This window comes from Sphingopyxis sp. NJF-3, from assembly GCF_053514865.1.
Genome location: NZ_CM130726.1, coordinates 3095716 through 3119011, shown reverse-complemented (window position 1 = coordinate 3119011; position 23296 = coordinate 3095716). Strand labels below are relative to the sequence as shown.

The following is a 23296-nucleotide window of genomic DNA, read 5'->3' as shown; positions in this document are numbered from 1 at the left end:
ACGCCCGCCCTCCGCCGCACGCAGCGCAAGGCGACCTTCAACTAACCGGCATCATATCCGAAAAGGGGGTCCCTCTTCGACGCCGATAGGGGGTCCCTTTTGAACGCCGTTTGACAGGCGCCTTCTTCGCGGCCGGCCAGCGCTGTACCGCCACCTCGCGCATCATCGTCGAGGAAGCGGTCGCCGATGACCTTGCCGAGCGTCTCATCGCAAGGATCGCAGTGCTGTCGATGGGCGATCCGCGGGTGCCCGGAACGGCGATCGGGCCGCTCGTCTCGCTCCGGCAGAAGGAGGGCGTGGCGGCCGCGGTCCGCGCCGTCGAGGCGGCGGGGCCGCGGCCCGCAACCGGGGGCGGCGCCGTCGATGCTCCGCATGCCTTCTACCCGCCGACCCTGTTCCTCGACGTGCCAGCCGACTCTCCGCTCGGGCAAGAGGAGATTTTCGGGCCGGTTGCGGGGCTGTTCCGCGTTCCCGATTTCGACGGGGCGATCGATCGGCTCAACGGCAACCGGTTCGGGCTCTCCGCGGGCCTCTGCACGCGGTCCTTTGCCCATGTCGAAGCGTTCAAGGCCCGGGCGCGGGCCGGGATGCTGATGATCAACCAGCCCACCGCCGGGGTCGACTATCACGCCCCCTTCGGCGGGCGCGGCGCGTCGAGCCACGGCCCGCGCGAGCAGGGACGCGCTGCACGCCATTTCTATACTGCCGCGGTCACGAGCTACCAGTTGCCCATCTGAGGCGTCTTTCCGCGCCGGGATATGTCCGATCGGCGTCTCGCCGCTCAGGACGGCGCCGATCCGGAGACGTCACATCGGCTTGTAGGTGAGCACGACGAAGCTGTTCGGATGGAACTGCGGCGGGCTCGTCGTCCCGTCCGCCGCGGGGGCGGGCGTCGTAGCATCGGAGGTGATCAGATGCAGATTGCCCGTTCGCTCGTCGATCTGCATGATCCGCGCCTGCGGACGGGTCTGGACATTGCCGAGCAACCGGTAGCTGTCGGGTCCATCCTGCTTGATCACGGTCAGCGTCGAATCGGCGCCGTTCGAGGTCAGGATACGCCCCCGCTTCTCGTCGACCGCCATGCCGTCGATCCCCTTGCCGATCGGGATCGACGCGATCTGCCTTCCCGTCGAGGCGTCGAGCGCGATGAAGACCGGCTTGTCGCCGCGGCACCCGATCAGCAGGCGGTCGGTGTGCGCCTGATATTCGACCGCGACGACCTGCGTGCAGGCGATCGGCCAGCGCGCGGTCTCCTCCAGCGTTCGCGAATCGAGCTTCAGCAGCAGATTGTCGTAGCGCGCGGGCGCGAAGAGATTGCCTTTGCCGTCGGCGGCGGGCTCGTCCATCTTGGTGAAGGGGAAAATCTTCTTGCCAAGCAGCTTGCCCGTCGCGGGGTCGAGCGTGAACCAGGTCGACCGGTTCGGGCGCTGGCCGACGACCGCCTGCAGCCGCTTGGTCGACGGGTCGAACGAGATGGTGTTGAGCCCGCCGTCGTCGGACAGCTTCACCCGTTCGATGACCGCGAGCGTCTTGAGGTCGAAGCTCAGGAGATCGCCCTCGGTGGTGACCACATAGCCCCGATTATATTGCGGGAGAAGCAGCGGTCCATTGGCGCCGACGGAATTGGCGATGGTCGCGACGACCTTCCGGCTGTCGACGTCGAAGACAGTCAGCCCGTCCCTGCGGCGAGCGATGAAGAGCCGCGGGCCGTCGCGCTCCATCTTCATATAGTCCCAGTCGCTGCCGACGCCTGGCAGCACGGTGGCGCTGTCGAGCGTGTAGAGGAGGTCGTCTGCCGCGCGGGACGGCGCCGAAGGCGAGGCCGACGCCGCCAGCAACAGCAGCAGCGCGCCCGTCTTGATCCTTTTCGTCATTCGCATTTCTCCCTTGGTGTTGGCGAAGCGAAGGCCGCTCCTTCGATCGCTCCTCTTTCCACATTCGAAATGTTTTATAAATGTAAAAAATGCAATATCGTCGAAGCACGCGCCGACGGGAAGGAGGCTGACGGATCTTTCCGCGTCAGGGCAGTGCGGCGATGATGATCACTTCGACCCGGTAGTCCGGCGCGGCGAGACGGACTTCCCCCGTAGCGCGGACGGGTGCGTTGGCGCCGTCGACCCATGCGTCCCCCACAGCGTTCATCGCGGCGAAGTCGGCCATGTCGGCGAGCCATATGGTCGCCTGCAGCAAATGCGAGCGATCGGTGCCGGCCCGCTCGAGCAGCGCGTCGACCGATGCGAGAATGGCGCGTGTCTGGGTCGCGGCGTCCTCGCCGGCGGCGCCGACCTGCCCGGCAAGATAGACGATGCCGTTATGGATGACGGCCTGGCTCATCCGCGCGTTGCCGTCGAGGCGTTCGATCTTCATTTCATTCTCCCTGATTCGCGATTCGAGGCGGAAGGAAGGCAAAGGGCAGCAGCGCGCCGGTCACCATCCCCCCGGGGAGGGGGAGGGTGGCATCCATCGTTGAAATGTCCTTTTGAGTGTTTTAATACATTGTAAATCCATCCGGACGAAGGAAGCTGGCCGTGCATGCAACCTGTGCGACATTGACGCAGATCGTCGGAGCGATCGGAGCGCCCGATTTCCCGTCGCGCGCGGCGGAGGAACTCTGCGGCTTCGCCGGCTTCGATCTCGCCGCGGTCATCCTCCATCACGACCGCCGCCGGGCCAGCGTCCTCTTCGACAATTTCGACCGCGTCGAGGGACGCCGGGGGATCGAAACCTATGTCCGCGCGACGCGCCGTATCAATCCGATGGTGTCGCATGACCGCAGGCCCGGCGCGATCCGGGCGCGCGATTTTGCCGGAGGGTCCGGCACGTCGCGGTTATGCGACGATATCGTCGATGCGCCCGACGAGGAACTCGGATATCGCACCCGCGGCTGGCCCGCGCTCCAGGAAGAGATCGGATTATATTTTCCGGCGCCCGGCGGTCTGATGGAGATCGGCCTTTATCGAAAGCGCGCTGCCCGCGCCGCGTCGCCGGGGCTCCTTGCCGCTCTGGACGTGATGGCCGGGCCGGTGGCCGCGGCTTTCGAACGTCATGGCAAGCTGCGGAGCGAAACGGAGGCGGCAGGCGATACCGCGCCGTCCTGCCCGGTGCTGACCCGTCGCGAGAAAGAGGTCTGCCGCCTGCTTTTCCTCGGATGTTCGACGGCGTCGATCGCGCTCCGCCTGTCGATCAGCCCCTTCACGGTCAAGGACCACCGCAAGAATATCTTCCGGAAGCTCGCGATCTCGTCGCTTGCCGAACTCTTCTCGCTCGCCCACCGCTTCCCTCTTTGGAGGGATGGAATCGCGGCCGCCGGAGTTCCAGATAGCCCCGTTTCAAATCTGGGGAGTGTGACATGCGTTATGTAAGAATGCCGATCGAGGTCGAATCGCCCGAAGAATATGGCTATGGCAAGATTCGCTACAATCTGTCCGAAAGCTCGATCGCCGACCAGTCGCTCGGCAGCCTCGGTCTGACCGTTCCCGACCTCACCCTCCTCTATGGCGAGCATCGCGGCAGCGAGCGGCTGCGCGAGCTGGTTCTCGAAGATACGCCGGGGCTCGGCATCGACGACGTGCTGATCACCGGCGGCGCCGCGGGCGCGCTGTTCATCATCGCGACCGCGCTGCTCGGGCCGGACGATCATCTCGTCGTCGTCAAGCCCAACTATGCGACCAATCTGGAAACGCCGCGCGCGATCGGCTGCGCGATCAGCCTCGTCGATCTCGAATTCGAGCAGGGCTTCGCGCTCGATTTCGACCGGCTCGCGGCGGCGGTGACCCCGCGCACGCGCCTGATCAGCGTCACCTGCCCGCACAATCCGACCGGCACGATGATGAGCGCGGCCGATCTGGACCGCCTCGTCGCCTTCGCGAAGGAGCGCGGTTGCCTGCTGCTGGTCGACGAAACCTATCGCGACCTGGCGCTGACTGCGAAGCTGCCGCTCGCCGCCTCGCTCGGTGACCATGTCATCGGCGTCGCTTCGCTGTCGAAGGCGTTCGGGGTTCCGGGCATCCGCGTCGGCTGGGTCATCAATCGTTCGCCCGCGCTGATGGAGCAATTTCTCGCGGCGAAGGAGCAGATCAGCATTTGCGGCAGCGTCATCAACGAATGGGTTGCGGAGCAGATTCTCGCGCAGCGCGATGCCTTTCTGACGCCGACCCTCGCCGAATGGCGCCGCCGCCTTGACCGCGTCGCCGAATGGATCGCGGGCGAGCCGATGCTTGAATGGGTGCGCCCGGCGGGCGGCGTCGTCGCCTTCCCGCGCATGGTCGCCGACCCGCCTGGGGGAACCGACGCCTTCTATCGCCGCCTGCTGGAGGAGCATGGCACCTATGTCGGCCCCGGCCACTGGTTCGAGATGCCCGATCGCTATTTCCGCCTGGGCTTCGCCTGGCCGACCGCCGATGAGCTCGAAGGCGGCCTCGCTGGCATTTCGGCGGCGCTGAAAGGATAGGGTGATGGATCTCGCACCGCTGTTCGCACGCATCGAAGAGGCCGACCGCGGCATCCGGCCGCAAGTGATCGAAACGCCGCTCGATCACAGCCGAATGCTTTCGGACGAGTTCGGGATCGACGTCTGGCTGAAGGCCGACCATCTTCAGCCGACCGGCACCTTCAAGATCCGCGGCGCGACGAACAAGATCCGGACGCTGACCGACGCCGAGCGCGCGCGCGGCGTCATCACCGCATCGACGGGCAACCACGGCCTCGGCGCCGCGCTCGCGGGGGCGCTCGCGGGCTGCCCGGTCACCGTCTATGTCGTCCCCTCCGCGCCGGCGGCGAAGCTCGCGGCGATCCGTTCCTTTGGCGCAGAACTGGTGTTCGTCGAAGGCGCGCCGCTCGATGCCGAGCTCGAGGCGCGGCGGCAGGCCGAGGCGCAGGGCAAGGCCTATGTCGCGCCCTATAACGACATCGAGACGATGGCAGGGCAGGGAACGCTGGGAATGGAGCTCGCGCGCCAGGCGCCCGATCTCGACGCGGTCTTCGTCTGCGTCGGCGGCGGCGGGCTGATCGGCGGCGTCGGGGCCGCGATCAAGACGCTGTCGCCGCAGACGCGCATCGTTGGGGTCTGGCCCGAGGCGTCGACCTGCATGCGCGATTCGATCGCGGCGGGCGAGATCGTCGCGACGCCGGAGCGCGAAACCCTGTCCGAAGCCTCGACCGGCGCGGTCGAGCCGGGATCGGTGACCTTCCCGGTGTGCCGGACGGTGATCGACGAGATGCTGACCGTGTCGGAAGTCGAGATCGCCCGCGCGATGCGCCGGATCGCGGTCGGCGAGCGCTGGATGGTCGAAGGCGCGGCGGGGGTCGCGGTCGCGGGGCTGATCCAGGCGGCCGAACGCTATCGCGGGCAGAAGGTCGCGGCGGTGCTGTGCGGCCGCAACATCGCGCTCGACCTGTTCCAGCAGGCGATGCGGCTGGCCGGGGATTGAAGGAGAGAGCGATGGCGCGAGCGATTTGGAGCGCGGGCCTGGGACTGATCGGCCTTGCCGCCTGCGCGGCGGTTGCGGCGACCACGCCGTCGGCCGAGACGGCGGAGGTTCTGGCGAAGACGAACCGCGCCGATCCTTTCCCGGTGCTCGAGGCCGCCTATCCGGGCGGCATCGTCGCGCGGCCGCATGTCGAATTCGCCAATTACACCGGCTACCGTCCGCTCCAGCTCGACCTCTATCTCCACGCCGACCGCGACCGCGCGGCGCCGCGGCCGCTGGTCCTCTGGGTTCATGGCGGCGGCTGGCAGCGCGGCGACGCGCGCCAGTCGGGCGCTTTTGCCGACTGGCCCGCGGTGCTCGCGTCGCTCGCGGCGCGCGGGTTCGTCGTCGCCTCGGTCGACTATCGGCTGACCGGCGAGGCGCGTTTCCCGGCGCAGGTGCAGGATGTGAAGGCGGCGATCCGCTATCTGCGCAGCCAGAGCGCGGCCTTCGGCATCGACCCCGCGCGCGTCTATCTGTGGGGCGGATCGGCGGGAGGGCATCTCGCCGCGCTCGCGGCGGCAAGCTGCGGCGTCGCGGCCTTCGATCCGCCGGCGTCGACGGGCCGGCTGCCGGGTTCGCTGGCCAAGGCCGCGCGGCCGCTACCGCAGTCCGATTGCGCGCAGGGCGCGGTCATCTGGTACGGTGCCTTCGACCTTGCGGACGCGGGCGAGCCGCAGGGCAGCGCGCTCGGCCCCGAAATGCGCGAACGCGTGCTCGGCTGCGAGCCCGACCGCTGTGCCGCCGCGGCCGCCGCCGCGAGCCCCATCGCCTATGTGTCGAAGGCGACGCCGCCGATGCTGCTGATCCACGGCACGGCCGACACGACCGTCCCGATCCGCCAGTCCGAAGCGATGGCGGCGCGGATGCGCGCGGCGGGCGCGCGGGTCGATCTCGTCGCCCTGCCGAGGGCGGAGCATGGCTTTCTGGGGGCGACGCCCGATGCGACGCGCCGCGACAGCCGCGACGCGCTCGCGCGCTCCTTCGCCTTTTTCGATCGTCTTGCGCAACAGGAGTGACGGCAGAGGGGCCGTCAGGCGGTGCGCTCCCTGATGGCGGTCCACACCGCTTTGGCGATCGCCAGGTCCTGAACGGCGATGCCGGTCAGGTCGACCACGACCGTTTCGCCGTCGCCGAAATCCCGCGGAGTGCCGAGCAGCAGGCCGAACTCCTGCACCGTTGCGGGGTCGATCAGCCCGGCGCGGACCGCCCAGCCGGTCTCGCCATGATCGACGCATTGATCCACCGAATCGACGATGACCGTGGCCGCGGCGAGGATCGCGGGGTCTAGCTCGCGCTTGCCCGGCGCGTCGGCGCCGACGGCGACGATCCGCGAGCCCGGCCGGACCCAGTCGCGGGCGATCAGTATCTCGCGTGACGAGGTCGCGGTGACGATGATGTCGGCGCGCCCGCATAAATCCTCGATCGACGTCGCCGCGCCGCCGATCGTCTCCGCGAGCGCCCGCGCCGCCTCGGGCCGCCGCCCGGCGATCAGCACGTCGGCCCGCGCGATGCCGAGCGCGTCGGAGACCGCTTCGGCCTGCCGCTGCGCCTGGCCGCCGGTGCCGACGACGCCCAGGATGCGGCTGCCCGGCTTGGCGATCAGCCGCGCGGCCGCGACACCGGCCAGCGCGGTGCGCAATTCGGTCAGTTCGCCGCGGTCGTGCAGGATCGCTTCGATCGCCCCGGTTTCGGCATTCGACAGGATCACGATGCCGTCCTGCACCGGCAGGCCGCGCGCGCGATTGGCGGGGACGCCGTTCACGAATTTGGCGGCGAAGAAAGGCTCGGCATCGGCCAGCGCCGCCTTGATGTGGCAATCGCCGCTGCCGCCAAGGTCGAGATAGCCGACTGGCGAGAGCTGCACCTTGCCCGCGCTATGGCTGCGAAAGCCTTCTTCCAGCGCGGCGACGACGGCGTCGTGGTCGATAGCGGCCAGAATCCGGTCGAGTTCGATGATCTGCATTGGTCGTCTTTCCTCGGCGTTCGGGGCGGTCAGCCCGCAAGATAGCGCTGCAGGATCAGCGGAATGATTCCCCCGGCACGCAGGGCTTCCACTTCCATCTCGGTCTCGACCTCGGCCTGCGCAGTGAATCGCTCGATTCCGCCGTCGGCGCGGAGGATGGCGACCGCGATGCGTGCGTGCGGAGCCAGCGCGCCCGCTTCGGCGTCGATCTCGATCCGGTCGCCGGGGCGCAGCGCGAGCCGCTCGGGATGCCGGTTCGCTGGCAGGGCAAGCGGCAGCAGGCCCATATTGACGAGGTTGGAGCGATGGATGCGCTCGAAGCTGGCGGCGAGCACCGCGCGCACGCCGAGCAGCGCCGCACCCTTCGCCGCCCAGTCGCGCGAAGAGCCGGTGCCGTACCGCTCGCCGGCGATCAGGACGAGCGGCTCGCCTGCCTCTGCATAGCGCCCCGCGGCCTGCCACAGCGGCAGGACGTCACCGCTCGGCGCATGGATCGTGCTCCCGGCCGGGATCGCCTCGCCCAGCAGGTTGCGGACATTGGGATTGGTGAACAGCCCGCGCAGCATCACCTCCCAATTGCCGCGACGCGACGAAAAAACGTTGAGGTCGGCAGGGTCGGCCCCGTGCGCGACCAGCCAGCGTGCGGCCTCGCCGTCGGGAGGGATCGCGCCCGCGGGGGATATATGATCGGTCGTGACGTCGTCGCCGAGCACGAGCAGCGGCGCCGCGCGATAGCGGCCCAGCCGCGCGTCCCCGCCGGCCTGAACGAAGGGCGGTGGCCGCAGATAGGTCGAGGCGGGGTCCCAGGGGAAAACCGGCGCCGTGGGCGCGTCGAGTTCGCGCCATGCCGCGCTCGCCTCGGCCGACGCATAGCATTCGGCATAATCGCCGGCCTGCATCGCCCCGGCGGCTACGGCGTCGATTTCATCGCCGCGCGGCCACAGGTCGGCGAGCCGCACCGCGCGCCCATCGGGGGCGGTCGCGATCCGGTCGCCTGCGATGTCGATGGCGGCATCGCCCGCCAGCGCAAAGGCGACGACGAGCGTGGGCGCGGCCAGAAAGGCGTCGCGGATGCGCGAATGGACGCGGCCGGGGAAATTGCGATTGCCGGAGAGCAGCGCGACCGGCTCTATATGGCCCGCCGCCATCGCCGCTTCGACGGCCGGGGTCAGCGGCCCCGAATTGCCGATGCACACGGTGCAGCCATAGCCGGTGATCGCGAAGCCGAGCGCTTCGAGATCGTCCATCAGGCCGGCGCGGGCCAGCAGACGCGCGGCGGTCGGCGATCCGGGCGCGAGCGAGGTCTTGACCCAGTCCGGCACGGTCAGGCCGAGCGTGCGCGCCTTGCGCGCGACAAGGCCCGCGGCGATCAGCTGGCGCGGGTCGGAGGTGTTGGTGCAGCTGGTGATCGCGGCCAGCGCGACCGGTCGGGCGGGAAAGCCCGGCGTACGCAGGCCGGGGCCGCCGAGCAGTGCGGGAAGGTCGCCCGGCGCGACCAGATCCTGCGGCCGGCGCGGCCCCGCGAGCGACAGCGCGACGGCGCCAAGGTCGATGACGACCGTTTCGGCATAGACCGGCGCGGCATCGGGGTTGAACCACAGCCCTGCCGCGCGGGTGGCATCGCGGACCAGCGCGATCTGCTCCGCGCTTCGTCCCGTCTCGCGCAAATAGGTCAGCGTCGCCTCGTCGACCGGAAAGAAACCGGTCGATGATCCATATTCGGGCGCCATGTTGGCGACCACCGCGCGTTCGCCCGCCGACAGCGCCGCCACGCCCGGACCGAAAAATTCGACGAAGCGTCCCGCCAGGCGAATCCGGCGCAGCCGGTGGGTGACGTGGAGCGCGAGGTCGGTCGCGGTCACCCCTTCGCGCAGCCGCCCGGTCAGCCTCACCCCGACGACCTCGGGGACGCGCAGCATCACCGGCGCGCCGAGCATCACGCTCTCCGCCTCGAGCCCGCCGACCCCCCAGCCGAGCACCCCGATGCCGTTCACCATCGGCGTATGGCTGTCGGTGCCGATCAGCGTGTCGGGCAGCGCCCAGAGTTCGCCGTCGCGCTCTTCGGTCGCGACGACGCTCGCGAGGCGTTCGAGGTTGATCGTGTGCATGATCCCCGTGCCCGGCGGGTGCACGGTGAAACCGTCGAGCACCGCGGCGCCCCATTTCATGAAGGCGAAGCGTTCGGCGTTGCGCGCCATCTCGCGCGCCATATTCTCCGCATCGGCGCCGCGGCGGCCGAAGACGTCGACCGCGATGCTGTGGTCGGTCGAGACGTCGACCGGCACCACCGGGCCCAGCCGCGCAGGATCGGCGCCCGCCGCCGCCAGCACCGATCGCGCCGCGGCGAGGTCGACGAGCGCCGGGCCGCAGGTCGTGTCGTGCATCATGATCCGCGCCGGCCAGAAGGGAATCTCGGCGGTGCTCGCGCCGGTCTTCAGCCAGTCGGCGATCATGTCCGGATCGCCGCCGCCGCGGCGCAGCAGATTTTCGAGCAGGATGCGGTGGACGATCGGCAACCGCGCGGTGCCGAACGCCGCGAGGTCGACGATGCGATAGCGTCGCCCGCTGCTTTCGATGACGGTCGAGGACATGGGGCTTCAGTCGTGCGGGGGGTTTTCGCAGGCGAAGCTGGTCGCCGCCTCGGTCGGCCCGCCGCGATAGACGGGTCGCTCGGGATAGACGCAGACCGGCCGCTGAAAGGCGATCGGCGCCGTGCCGGGGGCATGGTCGATCCCGTCGTCGACATAGCGGGTTGCGACCAGCGCGCCCGGCGCCTCGCCCTTCTCGACCCAGGCATAAAGCGCTGCCTTCACGTCATGCTTCGCGTCGCTGATCGGCGGCACCGAATCGCGCGTCGAGGAAGAGAAATGGGTGGCGCCCGGTCCCTCCGCCGAATGCCCCATGCCGGGCACCATATAGAGGCGCAGGAAGCGCTGCGTGTCGGCGCGGCGTTCGGCGACGGTCTCGCCGCGGCCCAGTGCCTCGACCTGCTCATAATAGTTGATCGCCTCGATCGGCGAACCGACCGGGTCGAGCCAGCCCATCACCATGATCATCTTGCCGCCGCTCGTCGCGAACCGCTCGAGATTGGGATCGACCGCGTCGAAGATCGGCGCCAGGCGCCGGTGCATCGCATCGACATCGTCGGCCCAGTCGAACGTCCACCAGTTCCACTTCGGGTCGTTGAACACCCAGTAGCGGAACATGTCGGCGCGCGACGGCTCGCCCGGATTCGCGGTTTCGGACCAATAGCCCGACCAGCCGGGCCTGGTGGCATGGGCATCGGGCATCACGCCCTCGCTGCCGAACGGATAGCCGGGATAGAGTTGTTCGCCGGTGCGGGCGTGTTTCGGCCCGGCATAGATTTTCCGGGCCGCGTCGATCTGTTCCTGAGTCAGGCAGGTGCCGGCTTTCGCCTCGCCGCGGCAGGCAAGCGTGGCGATGTCGAAGCGGCATGCGGGCGGATAGGCGATCACCCCATCGGCGACCCCGTCGATCGTGTCGCAGGCCGCGACGACCCTGCGGTTGAGGAACCGAAGGTCGTCGTTCGACAGGATCTGCCGGCTGTCGTCGCCGGGCCGATGGTTGGCGAGATAGTTCCAGAGGAATGCGAGCGTCAGGTTGGTGCGGTTGTTACCCGGCGCGCAGGAGATGATGCCGTCGAAATCGTCGGGATAGCGCTGCGCCTCGCTCAGCCCCTGATAGCCGCCGGTCGAACAGCCGCTGAAATAGCTCCACTTCGCGGGCGCGCCATAGAAGGCGGCGGTGACCGCCTTTGCCGCGACGACCGATTCATGGACGGCGCGATAGCCGAAATCGACGATCCGGTCGCGGTGGTTCCAGCCGAAGATCAGGTCGGTGCCGCTATGCCCGGTATCGGTGCCGACCGCGACCTCGCCATCGTTCAGCCGCGGGATCATCTCCTCGTAGGAAATATTGGAGACATAGGCGCCGCCACCGATCATGTGCAGCCGCCCGGTCCATCCCTTCATCGGCATCCATATCTCGAAGCCGATCTTCGATTCGGGCACCGGGCGTGCAAAACCATAGACGCGGCAGAAGGCGGGAAGATTGTCATAGGTCCGCATCGGACGGCCGACCGACACATCCTCGGTGTAGCTGCCCTCGACGACCTGGGCGATGCGGATTTCGACCTTCGGGATATCGAGCGCCTTGAGCGCCGCGCAATCTCCCGGCGCCGCCGCCGCGGCGGGAAGAGCCTGGGCGCCGAGGAGGCAGGCAAGGGCGACGCCGATGCGCCTGCAACGACCCGCCAGCGATCGTCGCGCTTCGCTCTTCATTCCCATCGACACTCCCCTCGTCACCGCCCGCCGATCTGCCGGGCTCTGCCGATTCATCATGTATCAATGGCTTTTAAAATACAATACCTATGCCGCGAGCGGAGGCCTATGAGACCGAGAATGGCTGAAATTCAAGAAGGACAATTTTGTCTTTTTAAATTCAGCAAAACAGTGCTACCGATTCGCCGTCCACAGGATAAGGGGTGTAGACGTCCATGGCTGCAGCGTGCCGACTCATCGAAATCTGGGGTTCGCCCCGCGACCGCGGACTCCGCTACGGCGCGGCAGCGGAGCCGGAAATCCGGCGAGGGGTCAAGCATTATCTGGACCAGATGGCGGCATCGGGGCTGGCCGAGGCATCGGTTGCCGAACTGGCCGAAGCCTATGTGCCGCGCATCGCCGATTTCGATGCGGATCATGTCGAGGAAATGCGCGGCATCGCCGAAGGGGCCGATGTCCCCTTCGCGCATATCCTGCTGCTCAACGCGCGCACCGAGCTGCTCAAGATGGCGGGAAACCCGGCGCTGCGCCGCGGCCTGCTCGCCGAGCGCGGCGCCGACGGCTGCACGACGATCATCGTGCAGCCCGAACGGACGCCCGACGGAACGCTGATCCACGCGCACAACTGGGACTGGAAGGCGAGCTGCGCCGAAACCTGCGTCGTGCTTCGCGTCCGCGGCGACGGCGGCCCCGACATCCTGACCTTTACCGAGGCCGGCACGCTCGCGCGCTTCGGCTTCAACGGTGCGGGGATCGCCGTCACCGGCAATTATCTGGAATGCGAGCGCGACTATACGCAGATCGGCGTGCCGCTCGCGCTGATCCGGCGCAAGGTGCTCCAGCAGGACAATCCCTCGCTCGCCTTCGACGCCATTTACTCGACCGCCAAGTCGGCGTCGAACAATCTCGCGCTCAGCCACGCCGGAACCGGCATCGTCCACGACCTCGAATGCGCGCCCGACGAGACTTTCGTGGTAGAACCGCGCGATGGCGTGCTCGTTCACTCCAACCATTGGCTCAGCCCGGTCGCGCTCGCCAAGTTGCGCGAAACCGGTATCTCCGGTTCGCCCTGCAGCTTCTGGCGCGACCAGCGCGCGCGCCGGCTGCTCGCCGCCTCGCCGGTGATCGGGATGGAGCAGGTGCGCGCGGCGCTGCTCGACGACGCCGGCTCGCCGCTGTCGATCTGCGTGCCGCCGCGGCCGTCCTCGCTCACCGGAACCACCGCCACGGTCGCCTCGATCCTGATGCGGCCCGGGCTCGGCGAGATGGAGATCGCGATGATGCCGTCGCAGGGGGCCGACTATCGGCGCTATGGCCTGTCGTCCGAAACGGCGGCTGCGAGGCCGCGTCAGGCGGCCGATGCCTAGCATCCGGCGCGCTCTTGTCCTGGGCGCGGCCGGCATGGCGGCGCTGCTCTCGGCATGCTCGTCCGCGGCGCCCGAGCCGGAGGGCAGCGTGCTGCGCGCCCGGCTAAACGCCGACATCGTCTCGTCCGACCCGGGCATGAAGCGCGACGCGAACACCGATGCCGTCATCCTGCACGTGGTCGAGGGGCTGGTGGCGGCGCGCGAGGACGGGTCGGTCGGCCCTATGCTCGCCGATCGCTGGACCGTATCGCCCGACGGGAAGACCTATCGCTTTCACCTGCGCGAGGGGGTGCGGTTTCACAATGGCGCGCCGCTGACCGCGGCCGACGTGGTCTGGTCGCTCAACCGCTATCTCGCGCCCGGCAGCCGCTGGCGCTGCAAGGCCGATCTGTCGAGCGGCGGCGTCGCGCCCGTCCAATCGGTTCGCGCGGACGGCCCAGATGCGGTCGAGGTGCGGCTCGAACAGGCGGCGCCGCTGTTCCTTGCCGAACTCGCGCGGCTCGACTGCGGCGGCACCGGCATCACCCACCGCGATTCGGTCGATGCCGACGGCAACTGGCGCTATCCGATCGGGACCGGTCCCTTCCGCTGGGGCGAGTGGCAGCACAAGCAATATATCGACCTGCTGCGCTTCGACGCCTACCGTCCGCTGCCCGGCGCGCCCGACGGCATCGGCGGCGGCAAGCGCGCGCTGGTCGACCGCGTCCGCTTCTCGGTCATCCCCGACGGATCGGCGGCGGCGGCGGCGCTGGTGCGCGGCAGCCTCGACGTGCTCGACGCGCTCGCGCCGAACGAGCTCGCCAACGTGACGGGCGTGCCGGGCATCCATTTGTCCTCGGCGCCGTCGCTCGATTTCTATGGCGTGCTGTTCCAGGTCAAGGACCCGGTGCTCGCCGATCCGCGCCTGCGCCGCGCGATCGCGCTCAGCATCGACGTCGGCGCCCTGACGCGCGTCGTCACCCACGGCACGGGCAGCGCCGACAGCTCGCCGATCCCCACCGCCAGCCCCTTTTTCGGTGTGGTCCAGCGTCCCCTGATCCAGCGCGATCTCGCCGCAGCGCGGGCGCTCGCGAAGGCGGCCGGCTACAAGGGCGAGCCCATCCGGCTGGCGACGAGCCACAGCCCACCCGAAATGTATGACGCGGCGATCCTGATCCAGGCGATGGCGCGCGATGCGGGCATCAACATCGAGGTCGAGACGATCGACTGGGCGAGCCAGCTCGCGCGCTATACGAACGGCAATTATCAGGCGATGGTGTTCGGCTTCTCGGCGCGGCTCGATCCGTCGCTGACCTATGGCGTGCTGATCGGCGACAAGCGCGAGGAACCGCGCAAGACATGGGACACGCCGGAGGCGCGGGCGCTGCTCCGCCAGTCGATCGCGACCGCCGATCCCGCTGCGCGCCAGCGGATCTTCGATGTGCTCGAACGGCGGTTTCGCGCCGACGTGCCCGCGATCATCCTCTACAACACCCACCGCGTCACCGCGCTGCGCGATCGGGTCACCGGCTATCGCAACTGGCCGGGGCAGACGCAGCGGCTGTGGAACGTTGCGCTGGAGGCGCGCTGATGCTGACCTATATCTTCAAGCGGCTGCTGCTCGCCATTCCGACCCTCTTCCTCGTCGCGCTCGCGGTGTTCCTTCTCGTCCGGCTCATTCCCGGCGATCCCGCGCAGGTGATGCTGGGCGAGGGCGCGTCGCCCGAGGCGATCACATCGCTGCGTACCGAGCTCGGGCTCGATCAGCCGGTTCCGGTGCAATTCGCGACATGGCTCGGCCGCAGCCTCGGCGGCGACCTCGGCAATTCGGCGATCACCGGGGAGCCGGTGGGCGCATTGATCCTGTCGCGCTTTCAGCTGACGGCGGTGGTCGTCCTGATCTCGGTCGGTCTTGCGACCCTGATCGCCGTGACCTTCGGCCTGCTCGCCGCGTGGCGCCAGAACAGTCGCCTCGATCTCGCCGTGCTCGGCGCGGCCAGCTTCGTGCTCGCGGTGCCCAGCTTCTGGCTCGGGCTTGTCCTGCTGCTCGTTTTCGGCGTGATGCTGCAGTGGCTCCCAGTGGTCGGCTATGTCCCCTTCTCGGAGGATGCGCTCGGCGCGGTTCTGTTCCTGATCCTGCCGATCGTGACGCTGACCATTTCCGAAACCGGGGTGCTGACGCGGATGATGCGGTCGAGCACGATCGACGTGTTGCGGCTCGACTATGTCACCCATGCCCGCGCCAAGGGGCTTTCCGAACGCACGGTGCTGATGCGCCACGTCTTTCCCAACGCCTTCGCGCCGACCCTGACGCTGGTCGGGCTGACCCTTGGACGGCTGTTCGGGGGCATCGCGGTGATCGAGACGGTGTTCACCCTGCCCGGGCTCGGGCGGCTGATGGTCGATTCGGTGCTCGCGCGCGATTATCCCGTGGTGCAGGGCTGCCTGCTGTTCACCGCGGCGCTCTATGTTCTCGTCAACCTGCTCGTCGATGTCCTCTATCCGCTCTTCGATCCGCGGGTGACCGTGTCGTGAGGGGGCGGGCGCACCAATATCTCGGCTTCGGGCTCGTCGGGCTGCTGCTGCTGGTCATCCTCACCGGCTTCGTCTGGCTACCCTACGACCCGCTTGCGATCGACCTCGACAATGTGCTCGCGCCGCCGTCGTGGGCGCATTGGCTCGGCACCGACCAGTTCGGCCGCGACGTCGCCGCGCGCGCGATGCTGGGCGCGCGGATCAGCGCCTTCATCGCGCTCCAGACGGTCGCGCTCACCGTGCTCGCCGGGCTCGTCGTCGGGCTCGCCTCGGGTTTCCTGCGCGGCTGGACCGACCGCATATTGATGACCTTCAGCGACGCCCTGCTCGCATTTCCCGGCATCCTGCTCGCGCTGTCGCTGATCGCGGTGCTCGGGCAGAGCCGGCACAGCATCGTCATCGCGCTGTCGATCGCCTACCTTCCCTCGGTCGTCCGCGTCGTGCGCGCCGCCGCGCTCTCGATCCGCGAGCGCGAATATGTCGAGGCATCGCGCGCCGCCGGCGACGGGCCGCTCTATACGGTCTGGCGCTATGTGCTGCCCAACGCGCTGCCGCCGGTGCTCATCATCGCGACCAGCCTGTTCGGCTGGGTCGTGCTGTCCGAAAGCGCGCTGAGCTTCCTCGGCGTCGGCGTGCCCGCGCCCGCGCCCACCTGGGGCAACATGCTGTCGTCGGCGCGCCCCTATATGGCGAGCGCAAGCTGGCTCAGCATCGCGCCCGGCCTGTGCATCGTCGCGACGCTGCTCGGCATCAACATGCTCGGCGACGCCCTGCGCGACCGCCTCGATCCAAGGAATTCGGCATGACCGACGCTCTGCTTCAGGTCTCCGGTCTGCGCATCGAAGCCGACCAGCCGGGCCTCGCGCCGCTGCTCGAAGGGCTCGACTTCGAGGTCGCAGCAGGCGAGCGGCTGGCGATCGTCGGCGAATCGGGCAGCGGCAAGACGATGGCAACGCGGGCGATTCCGGGCCTGCTCGCCGCCGGGGTCCACCGCGCGGGGGGCTCGATCCGCTTCGAGGGACAGGAACTGACCGCGCTGGGAGAGCGCGACCTGCGTGCGATCCGCGGCGCCGGCATCGGCATGGTGTTCCAGGAACCGATGACCTCGCTCAATCCGGCGCTGACGATCGGCAGGCAGCTCGCCGAGGGGTTGAAGCTCCACCGTCGGCTCGACGATGCCGAAATCCGGCGCCGCTGCATCGACATGCTCCAGCGGGTGCAGATCGCCGATCCCGAACGCTGCCTCGCCGCCTATCCCCACGAATTTTCGGGCGGGATGCGCCAGCGCATCATGCTCGCCTCGGTGCTGATGCTCGAACCGCGGCTGTTGATCGCGGACGAGCCGACGACCGCGCTCGACACGCTCAGCCAGCGCGAAGTGCTCGAACTCATGGTCGCATTGACGCGCGAGATGGGAACCGCGCTGCTCCTCATCACTCACGACCTCGGCCTCGTCGCGCAATATACCGACCGCGTGCTGGTGCTCGAAAAGGGTGCGCTGGTCGAAGCCGGCCGGACGCGCGAGGTTCTTAGGGCGCCCAAACATCCCTATACGGCGAAGCTCGTGGGCTCGCTGCCACGGCCCGGCGACGGCGGGGCCACCGGCGGCGGTGACGTGCTGTTGTCGATCGAGCAGGCGGTGGTCGAATATCCGGGCAAGCCCGGACTGTTCGGCGCGAGTGCGCCGAAGCGCGTCATCGACGGCGTCGACATCGTGGTGCGCAACGGAGAGATCGTCGCGCTCGTCGGCGCCAGCGGTTCGGGCAAGACGACGCTCGGCCGCGCCGCGCTCGGGCTCAAGGGGCTCGCCGGGGGCACCGTCCGCTTCGACGGCGTCGACATCGCGGCGATGAACCGGAGGCAGGAGCGCGATTTCCGGCGCGCCGCCCAGATCGTGTTCCAGGATCCTTTCTCGTCGCTCGCACCGCATTTGCGGATCGGCGAGATCGTCGGCGCCGCGCTGCGCCATGTTCCCGGCCTGACCGCGGCCGAGCGCGCCGAACGCGTGACCCGCACGCTCGAGGAAGTCGGGCTGGCAGGCTATGAGCGGCGGCGGCCGCACCAGATGTCGGGCGGCCAGCGCCAACGCGTGGCCATCGCCCGCGCGATCGTCTCGCGGCCGCGGCTCGTCGTGGCGGACGAGCCCGTCTCGGCGCTCGACCTGACGATCCAGAAGCAGGTGATCGAACTGCTGCAGGCGCTGCAGCGCGAGCGCGGCTTCGCCTGCCTGTTCGTCACCCACGACCTCGCCGTCGTCGAACAGGTCGCCGACCGCGTCGTGGTCCTCGAAAAGGGCCGGATCGTCGAGGAAGGCGCGACCGCTGCGGTCTTCGCGGACCCGCGCCACGACTATACCCGGCGCCTGCTGGCCGCGTCGCCGGCCCTCGCCCTCACGGAGGGTGCGGCAAGCTGATTGCCGAAAATGTATTTTTCACTTTACAAAATGCAATCTGACATTATCGTCAGCAACAATACATAAAATAGCGACTCCGCAGGGTGGAACGGACCAGCAAGAAGGGGATGAGAAAATGATTGCCAGACAATGCCGTAATCTATTGCTCGGCACGACCATGATGGGCGGCCTCCTGCTCGCCGCACCGGCCCTGGCCCAGCAATCGGCGCCGGACTCCGGCACCGCGGCCCAGACGGACGAGCAGGGCAATGGCGAAATCATCGTCACTGGCGACCGCGCCAACCGCTTCGGCACCGATACCGTCCAGTCGGGCAGCTTCCGCAACGCCAAGGTGATCGACGTGCCGCTCACCGTTTCGGTGATTCCGTCGGAGGTGCTGAAATCGCAGCAGGCTGTCGACCTGATCGACGCCGTGCGCAACACCGCCGGCGTGTCGACGACCGGCACCGGCCCGGTGGCCTACAACAATCTGACGATCCGTGGCATCGCGGTCGACACACGTTCGAATTTCCGCCTCGACGGCGCACTCAACATGCTGTCGGCTACAGCCTTTCCGCTCGAGAACAAGGATCGCGTCGAAGTGCTCAAGGGCGCATCCGCGCTCTACTACGGCTTTTCCTCGCCTGCGGGCATCGTCAACCTGACCATGAAGCGCCCGACGCCCGATTTCAGCTATTTCGCCAACGCGTTCGGCGACATCAATGGCGGCTATGGTGCGCATCTCGACGTCGCCGACACCACCGGGATATTCGGGTACCGCCTGAACGGGCTGGCCGCGCATCTCGATACCGGCATCGATTATTCGCAGGGCAGCCGCTACATGGCGTCGGGCACGTTCGACCTCAAGCCGACCGATCGGCTGACCATTACGGCGGATATCGAATATTTCGAAAAATCGATTGTCGAACCGGCGCTCTTCCTGCTGACCATCCCCTCGGGTGTGACGTCGGTCGATATTCCCGACGTCAAGCATATCGATCCGCGCGTGAACATTGCCGGCGCGGACTGGGACGCCAATCGGACGAACGAGCTCAACCTGCTCGCGAAGGCGGTCTACAAATTCTCGGACGACTGGGATTTCACGGCCTACTGGGGGCGGTCGCGCATGTCGCGCAAGCGCAACAACCCGCAGTTCCAGCCGGCCAATCTGACGAGTGCCATCGATCCGGCGAGCCCCGATTACGGGTCGGGCCGGGTCCGCTTTTCGGCGCAGCAGGCCGAGTTCGAGAATATCAACTATGCCGCAGAGCTGGCCGGGACCATCCATTTCGGGGGAAATATCAAGAACGAAGTCCTGCTCGGCGCTTCGCGCGCCATCCGGACACTCTCTTCCTCGCCGAACGTTCGCACGACCTTTACCCAGAATTTCGCCGACCCGGTATTCATTCCCGATCCGGGCCTGCAATACACTCCGCTGCCGCCTTCGTCCGAAATCGACGACAAGGGCCTGTATCTGTTCAATCGCCTGAATTTCGCTGATGTGGTGCAGGTGCTCGCCGGCATCCGCAAGAGCGACTATTCGAACGATGGTTCGATCAACAACGTCACGAAGACACCCTATTCGGCGAGCCCGACCTCCTATTCGGCCGGGCTGATGATCAAGCCGGTCGAATGGGTCAGCGTCTATGGCACCTATATCGAGGGGCTGGAGGAAACGCCGGCGGCGCCGTCGACCACCGACAATGCGACCGAAGTCTTTGCCCCGACGAACAGCAAGCAATATGAGGCGGGGATCAAGATCCAGCCGAAGCCCGATCTGCTGATTCAGGCCGCTTATTTCAAGATCGATCGCGGCGCCGCCTATGCCGCCAACATCCCCGGCACGAGCATATTGCACTTCTTCACCGACGGCCGGGAAGTCTATGAAGGCGGCGAGCTCAGCGTGACCGGCTATGTAATGCCCGATCTCGCGCTCTATGCCACGGCGACCATCCTGTCGGCGCATTACCGCGAGCAGCCCGATATCGCGGGTAACCGCGTCGACGGCACTCCGAACCGCACCTGGTCGCTCGCCGGCGAATATCGGCCGTCGTGGCTCGACCCCAATCTGAAGGTCACGGCGGGCGCCTATCATACCGGCACGCAGGCGCTCAATGCCGACAATCTGGCCTTCACGCGCGGCTACACGACGTTCGACCTCGGCGCCTCCTATACGTTCGAGGTCGCCGACCACACCGTCGTGGCGCGCGTCAATGGCCAGAATATCACGGGCAAGCGCTATTGGGCGTCGGTCGGTGGCAATTCGCTGGCTTCGGCGGTGCCGGGTTCGGTGAAATTCTCGTTGAGTGTCCAATACTGAGGGAAGGGCTCCGCGCACCGACCCATCCTGCGGTGGCGTGATACTCATGGGGGCACGGTCGGCACGCGCCGATCGTGCCCTTCCTTTTGGGAGCGATCCCGTCGCCATTGCATCATTGCTACGAAGAGTATAATCTCCTCAACAAGTCCCAAGAGGACGGATTTGTAAAACATATTCAGGAAACTACGACGTCCATGCCCATCGCCGCGGCGCATAAGATCGAGGAAGGCGACGCGCCGCGGGCCAGCCGCCTGCAGGCGGACCTCGCGTCGCGCATCGTCCGGATGCTCAAGGAGCAGGGCGCCGGGCCGGGGCATCATCTGGTCGAACTCGACCTGTGCCGTCAATTCGACGTTTCGCGCACACCGGTTCGCGGCGCGCTGCGTCTGCTGGCCGACCAGGGCGTCGTCGAATCGCGCGCCAATCGCGGCTATGTGCTGCGCGACACCATCAAGGCGCTGCCCGACCTCGATCTCGCCAATCCCGAGGAGGAAGAGGACAAGCGGCTGTTCATCGCGATCGCCGAGGCGCGCAACTCGGGCGCGCTTCCCGATCAGTGCAGCCAGCAGGAAATCCTGCGCATCTTCGATACCAAGCTGCCGACCGCGCTGCGCGTCCTGCGTCAGCTCGCCGACCTGGGCCTCGTTGAGCGAAAGCCCGGCAACGGCTGGTCCTTCGCGCAGCTCATCAACTCGGCCGACGCGCGGACCGACAGCTACGCCTTTCGCAGCATCGTCGAGCCGGCGGGCCTGCTCGAACCGGGCTTCGAGCTCGATCTGGACTGGCTCGATCGCAGCCGCGACGAGCATCTGGCCTTCCGCAAGCTGCGCTGGCGCGACACGATGGCGGTCGAGCTCTATGCGATAAACTCCGATTTCCACGAAGGACTCGCCCGCTGCTCGGGCAATCGCTATCTGCTCGACGCGGTGCAGCGCCAGAACCGTCTGCGCTCCTTCCTCAACATCCAGTGGGTCAACGGCGTGGAGCGGGTCGAGGCCTCGATCGACGAGCATCTCGAAATCATGGACGCGCTGGCCGAAGGCAAGAATTTGCGCGCCCACGCGCTGATGAAGCTTCATCTCGACAGCGCAAGGGACGTCGAGCCCACGATCAGCTGATCATTTTAATCTTGCATTTTTAAACTTAATAATACAATCTCTCTTCCTTGAGCGGACGGAGGGACAAAGCATGGCCGGTCGATCGATTTTGCTGTTCGGCGGCGGCCGTATGGGCTTCGCGATGGCGCGCGGCTGGGTGGCGGCCGGCTTCGATCCCGCAGCGATCGCCATCGTCGAGCCCGCGCCGGGCGCGGCGCTTCTATCCTTCGCGCATTCGTCGGGCTGCCGGCTCAATCCCCCGCTCGCGGCGCGCGAAGGGCAGGCGGTCGTCCTCGCGGTCAAGCCGCAGATGGCGGCCGATCTCGCGGCTTCCGTCGCGGCCGTGGCGCGCGCCGACACGCTCGTCCTGTCGATCATGGCGGGCAAGACGCTGCACGATCTCGGCCGGCTGTTTCGGGACGTTTCCGCTTTCGTTCGCGCCGCCCCCAATCTGCCAGCCGCAGTCGGGCGCGGCATGACCGTCGCCCTTGCCGGCACCGGCTGCTCTCCGACCGAGCGCGAATTCGCCGCCGACCTGCTCTCGGGCACCGGCGCGCTACTGTGGTTCGACGACGAAGCGCTGATGGACGTCGCGACGGCGCTGTCGGGCTCGGGGCCGGGCTATATCTTCTATATCGCCGACTGCCTGACCCAGGCCGGCGTCGCGGCTGGCCTGGCGCAGCCCGTGGCCGAAACGCTCGCGCGCATGACGATCGCAGGTGCGGGCGAGATGCTCCGCGTCAGCGACCGGAGCGCGGCCGATCTCCGCCGCGACGTCACCTCGCCCGCCGGGACGACCGAGGCGGGGCTGCGCGTGCTGATGGCCGACGGCGCGCTACAGGCGCGTCTGACCGCGACCGTCGCCGCCGCGCTCGCCCGCTCGCGCGAGCTGGCCGGCTGATGGCGGACCTGCCGCCGCCGCGGATGATCTCCGCCAGTCAGGTCCGCGCGGCGCTTCCCTTCGCCGCGCTCGTCCCCGCGCTTCGCGAGGCGTTCGCGCGCGGCGCGACGGTGCCGCTCCGCCATCATCACGCCATCGCGCAGCCCGGCGGGAGTGAGGCGACCCTGCTCCTGATGCCCGCATGGCAGGAGCAGGGCTATCTCGGCATCAAGGTGGCGACGATCCATCCGGGCAACGGCCGCCGCAGCCTGCCCGGCGTGTTCGCGACCTATATACTGTGCGACGCGGCGACCGGCCGGCCGCTCGCGGTCGTCGATGGCAGCGAGCTGACGGCGCGGCGCACCGCCGCCATTTCGGCGCTGGGCGCATCCTTCCTCGCGCGACCGGATGCCCGCACCCTGCTCGTCGTGGGAGCGGGGCGCATCGCGTGCCTGCTTCCTGCGGCCTTCGCGGCGGTGCGGCCGATCGCGCGCGTCGCGGTCTGGAGCCGGCGCGCCGACACGGCGGCCGCGCTCGCCGACAGGCTGCGCGGGCAAGGGTTCGACGCCCGGCCCGCGCCGTCGCTGAGTGCGGCGGTGGAGGCGGCGGATATCGTGAGCTGTGCGACCCTCGCCACCGAGCCGTTGATCGAAGGGGCGTGGCTGAGGCCCGGCACCCACCTCGATCTGGTCGGCAGCTTCACGCCCGCGATGCGCGAGGCCGACGACGCCTGCGCCCGGCGCGCCCGCATCCATGTCGACACCCTGGCGGCGCTGGAGGAATCGGGCGATCTTGCCGATCCACTCACCCGCGGCGTGATCCGCAGGGATGCGATCGCCGGAACGCTCGACGATCTGTGCTCAGACGCCATCGAAGGGCGCCGGGAGGCCGAAGAGATCACATTGTTCAAGGCCGTGGGAACCGCGCTCGCGGATCTCGGCGCGGCGGCGCTCGCCCATCGGGCGGTCTGCGAAGCGGAAGGAGATTGATC

General features: G+C 68.0%; 19 protein-coding genes. 14 read left to right on the top strand and 5 right to left on the bottom strand.

Going from position 1 to position 23296, the window contains the following annotated elements:
• Window positions 1–110: 110 nt before the first annotated feature.
• A complete protein-coding gene (locus ACOTSS_RS15160) occupies window positions 111–737 on the top strand; it encodes an aldehyde dehydrogenase family protein (RefSeq protein ID WP_448688940.1) in 627 nt (208 codons plus the stop codon).
• A gap of 69 nt (window positions 738–806) precedes the next feature.
• Here the strand turns inward: ACOTSS_RS15160 and ACOTSS_RS15155 are convergent, their stop codons facing one another.
• Both ACOTSS_RS15155 and ACOTSS_RS15150 read right to left on the bottom strand, forming a co-directional pair.
• Window positions 807–1874 carry a YncE family protein gene (locus ACOTSS_RS15155; protein ID WP_448688939.1) on the bottom strand — a complete coding sequence of 356 codons (1068 nt, stop codon included), beginning with the start codon at window positions 1872–1874 and terminating at the stop codon, window positions 807–809.
• 145 nt (window positions 1875–2019) lie between these two features.
• The gene (locus ACOTSS_RS15150; protein WP_448688938.1) at window positions 2020–2367 is read right to left on the bottom strand and encodes a RidA family protein; all 348 of its coding nucleotides are present in this window, start codon (window positions 2365–2367) and stop codon (window positions 2020–2022) included.
• Window positions 2368–2528: 161 nt separating this feature from the next.
• Between ACOTSS_RS15150 and ACOTSS_RS15145 the strand changes: the two genes are divergently transcribed.
• From ACOTSS_RS15145 to ACOTSS_RS15130, 4 genes are read left to right on the top strand one after another with little or no spacing between them, the layout of a single operon-like run.
• Entirely contained in the window at window positions 2529–3362 is an 834-nt protein-coding gene (locus ACOTSS_RS15145; RefSeq protein ID WP_448688937.1) for a LuxR C-terminal-related transcriptional regulator, read from the top strand.
• Complete coding sequence (locus ACOTSS_RS15140; protein WP_448688936.1) at window positions 3350–4450, top strand: aminotransferase class I/II-fold pyridoxal phosphate-dependent enzyme; 1101 nt, start codon at window positions 3350–3352, stop codon at window positions 4448–4450. The genes ACOTSS_RS15145 and ACOTSS_RS15140 overlap by 13 nt, the downstream gene beginning before the upstream one ends.
• A 4-nt stretch (window positions 4451–4454) precedes the next feature.
• Window positions 4455–5429 carry a threonine/serine dehydratase gene (locus tag ACOTSS_RS15135; protein WP_448688935.1) on the top strand — a complete coding sequence of 325 codons (975 nt, stop codon included), beginning with the start codon at window positions 4455–4457 and terminating at the stop codon, window positions 5427–5429.
• Between the two features lie 11 nt (window positions 5430–5440).
• The gene (locus ACOTSS_RS15130; protein ID WP_448688934.1) at window positions 5441–6487 is read left to right on the top strand and encodes an alpha/beta hydrolase fold domain-containing protein; all 1047 of its coding nucleotides are present in this window, start codon (window positions 5441–5443) and stop codon (window positions 6485–6487) included.
• Between the two features lie 14 nt (window positions 6488–6501).
• On the opposite strand, the gene ACOTSS_RS15125 is transcribed toward ACOTSS_RS15130, so the two are convergent.
• The 3 genes from ACOTSS_RS15125 to ACOTSS_RS15115 are packed head-to-tail and all read right to left on the bottom strand — an operon-like array spanning window position 6502 to window position 11741.
• Window positions 6502–7434, bottom strand: coding sequence for an ornithine cyclodeaminase family protein (locus ACOTSS_RS15125; protein WP_448688933.1), 933 nt, complete (start codon window positions 7432–7434; stop codon window positions 6502–6504).
• Window positions 7435–7463: 29 nt separating this feature from the next.
• Window positions 7464–10025, bottom strand: coding sequence for an aconitate hydratase AcnA (gene acnA, locus ACOTSS_RS15120; protein WP_448688932.1), 2562 nt, complete (start codon window positions 10023–10025; stop codon window positions 7464–7466).
• 6 nt (window positions 10026–10031) lie between these two features.
• Window positions 10032–11741: a tannase/feruloyl esterase family alpha/beta hydrolase gene (locus ACOTSS_RS15115; RefSeq protein ID WP_448688931.1), complete on the bottom strand. Its 1710-nt coding sequence runs from the start codon at window positions 11739–11741 to the stop codon at window positions 10032–10034.
• A gap of 209 nt (window positions 11742–11950) precedes the next feature.
• On the opposite strand from ACOTSS_RS15115, the gene ACOTSS_RS15110 reads away from it, so the two are divergent.
• The 9 genes from ACOTSS_RS15110 to ACOTSS_RS15070 all read left to right on the top strand — a co-directional run bounded on the left by ACOTSS_RS15110 (window position 11951) and on the right by ACOTSS_RS15070 (window position 23294).
• Complete coding sequence (locus tag ACOTSS_RS15110) at window positions 11951–13102, top strand: C45 family autoproteolytic acyltransferase/hydolase (protein ID WP_448688930.1); 1152 nt, start codon at window positions 11951–11953, stop codon at window positions 13100–13102.
• 34 nt (window positions 13103–13136) lie between these two features.
• Entirely contained in the window at window positions 13137–14672 is a 1536-nt protein-coding gene (locus ACOTSS_RS15105) for an ABC transporter substrate-binding protein (protein WP_448688929.1), read from the top strand.
• A complete protein-coding gene (locus ACOTSS_RS15100; protein WP_448688928.1) occupies window positions 14672–15616 on the top strand; it encodes an ABC transporter permease in 945 nt (314 codons plus the stop codon). Before ACOTSS_RS15105 ends, ACOTSS_RS15100 begins: the two co-directional genes overlap by 1 nt.
• A complete protein-coding gene (locus ACOTSS_RS15095; protein WP_448688927.1) occupies window positions 15613–16422 on the top strand; it encodes an ABC transporter permease in 810 nt (269 codons plus the stop codon). Before ACOTSS_RS15100 ends, ACOTSS_RS15095 begins: the two co-directional genes overlap by 4 nt.
• Window positions 16419–18029 carry a dipeptide ABC transporter ATP-binding protein gene (locus tag ACOTSS_RS15090; protein WP_448688926.1) on the top strand — a complete coding sequence of 537 codons (1611 nt, stop codon included), beginning with the start codon at window positions 16419–16421 and terminating at the stop codon, window positions 18027–18029. Before ACOTSS_RS15095 ends, ACOTSS_RS15090 begins: the two co-directional genes overlap by 4 nt.
• A 157-nt stretch (window positions 18030–18186) precedes the next feature.
• Window positions 18187–20328, top strand: coding sequence for a TonB-dependent siderophore receptor (locus ACOTSS_RS15085; RefSeq protein ID WP_448688925.1), 2142 nt, complete (start codon window positions 18187–18189; stop codon window positions 20326–20328).
• Window positions 20329–20522: 194 nt separating this feature from the next.
• Window positions 20523–21446 carry a GntR family transcriptional regulator gene (locus ACOTSS_RS15080; RefSeq protein WP_448688924.1) on the top strand — a complete coding sequence of 308 codons (924 nt, stop codon included), beginning with the start codon at window positions 20523–20525 and terminating at the stop codon, window positions 21444–21446.
• Between the two features lie 70 nt (window positions 21447–21516).
• Window positions 21517–22326: a pyrroline-5-carboxylate reductase gene (gene proC, locus ACOTSS_RS15075; RefSeq protein ID WP_448688923.1), complete on the top strand. Its 810-nt coding sequence runs from the start codon at window positions 21517–21519 to the stop codon at window positions 22324–22326.
• On the top strand, window positions 22326–23294 hold the full coding sequence (locus tag ACOTSS_RS15070) for an ornithine cyclodeaminase family protein (RefSeq protein WP_448688922.1): 969 nt from the start codon (window positions 22326–22328) through the stop codon (window positions 23292–23294). The genes proC and ACOTSS_RS15070 overlap by 1 nt, the downstream gene beginning before the upstream one ends.
• Window positions 23295–23296: the final 2 nt, after the last annotated feature.

Excerpts from the sequence above, each read along its gene's own strand:
- ACOTSS_RS15155 (WP_448688939.1), bottom strand. The coding sequence starts at position 1,874 with ATGACGAAAAGGATCAAGACGGGCGCGCTGCTGCTGTTGCTGGCGGCG.
- ACOTSS_RS15150 (WP_448688938.1), bottom strand. The coding sequence starts at position 2,367 with ATGAAGATCGAACGCCTCGACGGCAACGCGCGGATGAGCCAGGCCGTC.
- ACOTSS_RS15140 (WP_448688936.1), top strand. The coding sequence starts at position 3,350 with ATGCGTTATGTAAGAATGCCGATCGAGGTCGAATCGCCCGAAGAATAT.
- ACOTSS_RS15135 (WP_448688935.1), top strand. The coding sequence starts at position 4,455 with ATGGATCTCGCACCGCTGTTCGCACGCATCGAAGAGGCCGACCGCGGC.
- ACOTSS_RS15130 (WP_448688934.1), top strand. The coding sequence starts at position 5,441 with ATGGCGCGAGCGATTTGGAGCGCGGGCCTGGGACTGATCGGCCTTGCC.
- ACOTSS_RS15125 (WP_448688933.1), bottom strand. The coding sequence starts at position 7,434 with ATGCAGATCATCGAACTCGACCGGATTCTGGCCGCTATCGACCACGAC.
- acnA (WP_448688932.1), bottom strand. The coding sequence starts at position 10,025 with ATGTCCTCGACCGTCATCGAAAGCAGCGGGCGACGCTATCGCATCGTC.
- ACOTSS_RS15115 (WP_448688931.1), bottom strand. The coding sequence starts at position 11,741 with ATGGGAATGAAGAGCGAAGCGCGACGATCGCTGGCGGGTCGTTGCAGG.
- ACOTSS_RS15110 (WP_448688930.1), top strand. The coding sequence starts at position 11,951 with ATGGCTGCAGCGTGCCGACTCATCGAAATCTGGGGTTCGCCCCGCGAC.
- ACOTSS_RS15105 (WP_448688929.1), top strand. The coding sequence starts at position 13,137 with ATGGCGGCGCTGCTCTCGGCATGCTCGTCCGCGGCGCCCGAGCCGGAG.
- ACOTSS_RS15100 (WP_448688928.1), top strand. The coding sequence starts at position 14,672 with ATGCTGACCTATATCTTCAAGCGGCTGCTGCTCGCCATTCCGACCCTC.
- ACOTSS_RS15090 (WP_448688926.1), top strand. The coding sequence starts at position 16,419 with ATGACCGACGCTCTGCTTCAGGTCTCCGGTCTGCGCATCGAAGCCGAC.
- ACOTSS_RS15085 (WP_448688925.1), top strand. The coding sequence starts at position 18,187 with ATGATGGGCGGCCTCCTGCTCGCCGCACCGGCCCTGGCCCAGCAATCG.
- ACOTSS_RS15080 (WP_448688924.1), top strand. The coding sequence starts at position 20,523 with ATGCCCATCGCCGCGGCGCATAAGATCGAGGAAGGCGACGCGCCGCGG.
- proC (WP_448688923.1), top strand. The coding sequence starts at position 21,517 with ATGGCCGGTCGATCGATTTTGCTGTTCGGCGGCGGCCGTATGGGCTTC.
- ACOTSS_RS15070 (WP_448688922.1), top strand. The coding sequence starts at position 22,326 with ATGGCGGACCTGCCGCCGCCGCGGATGATCTCCGCCAGTCAGGTCCGC.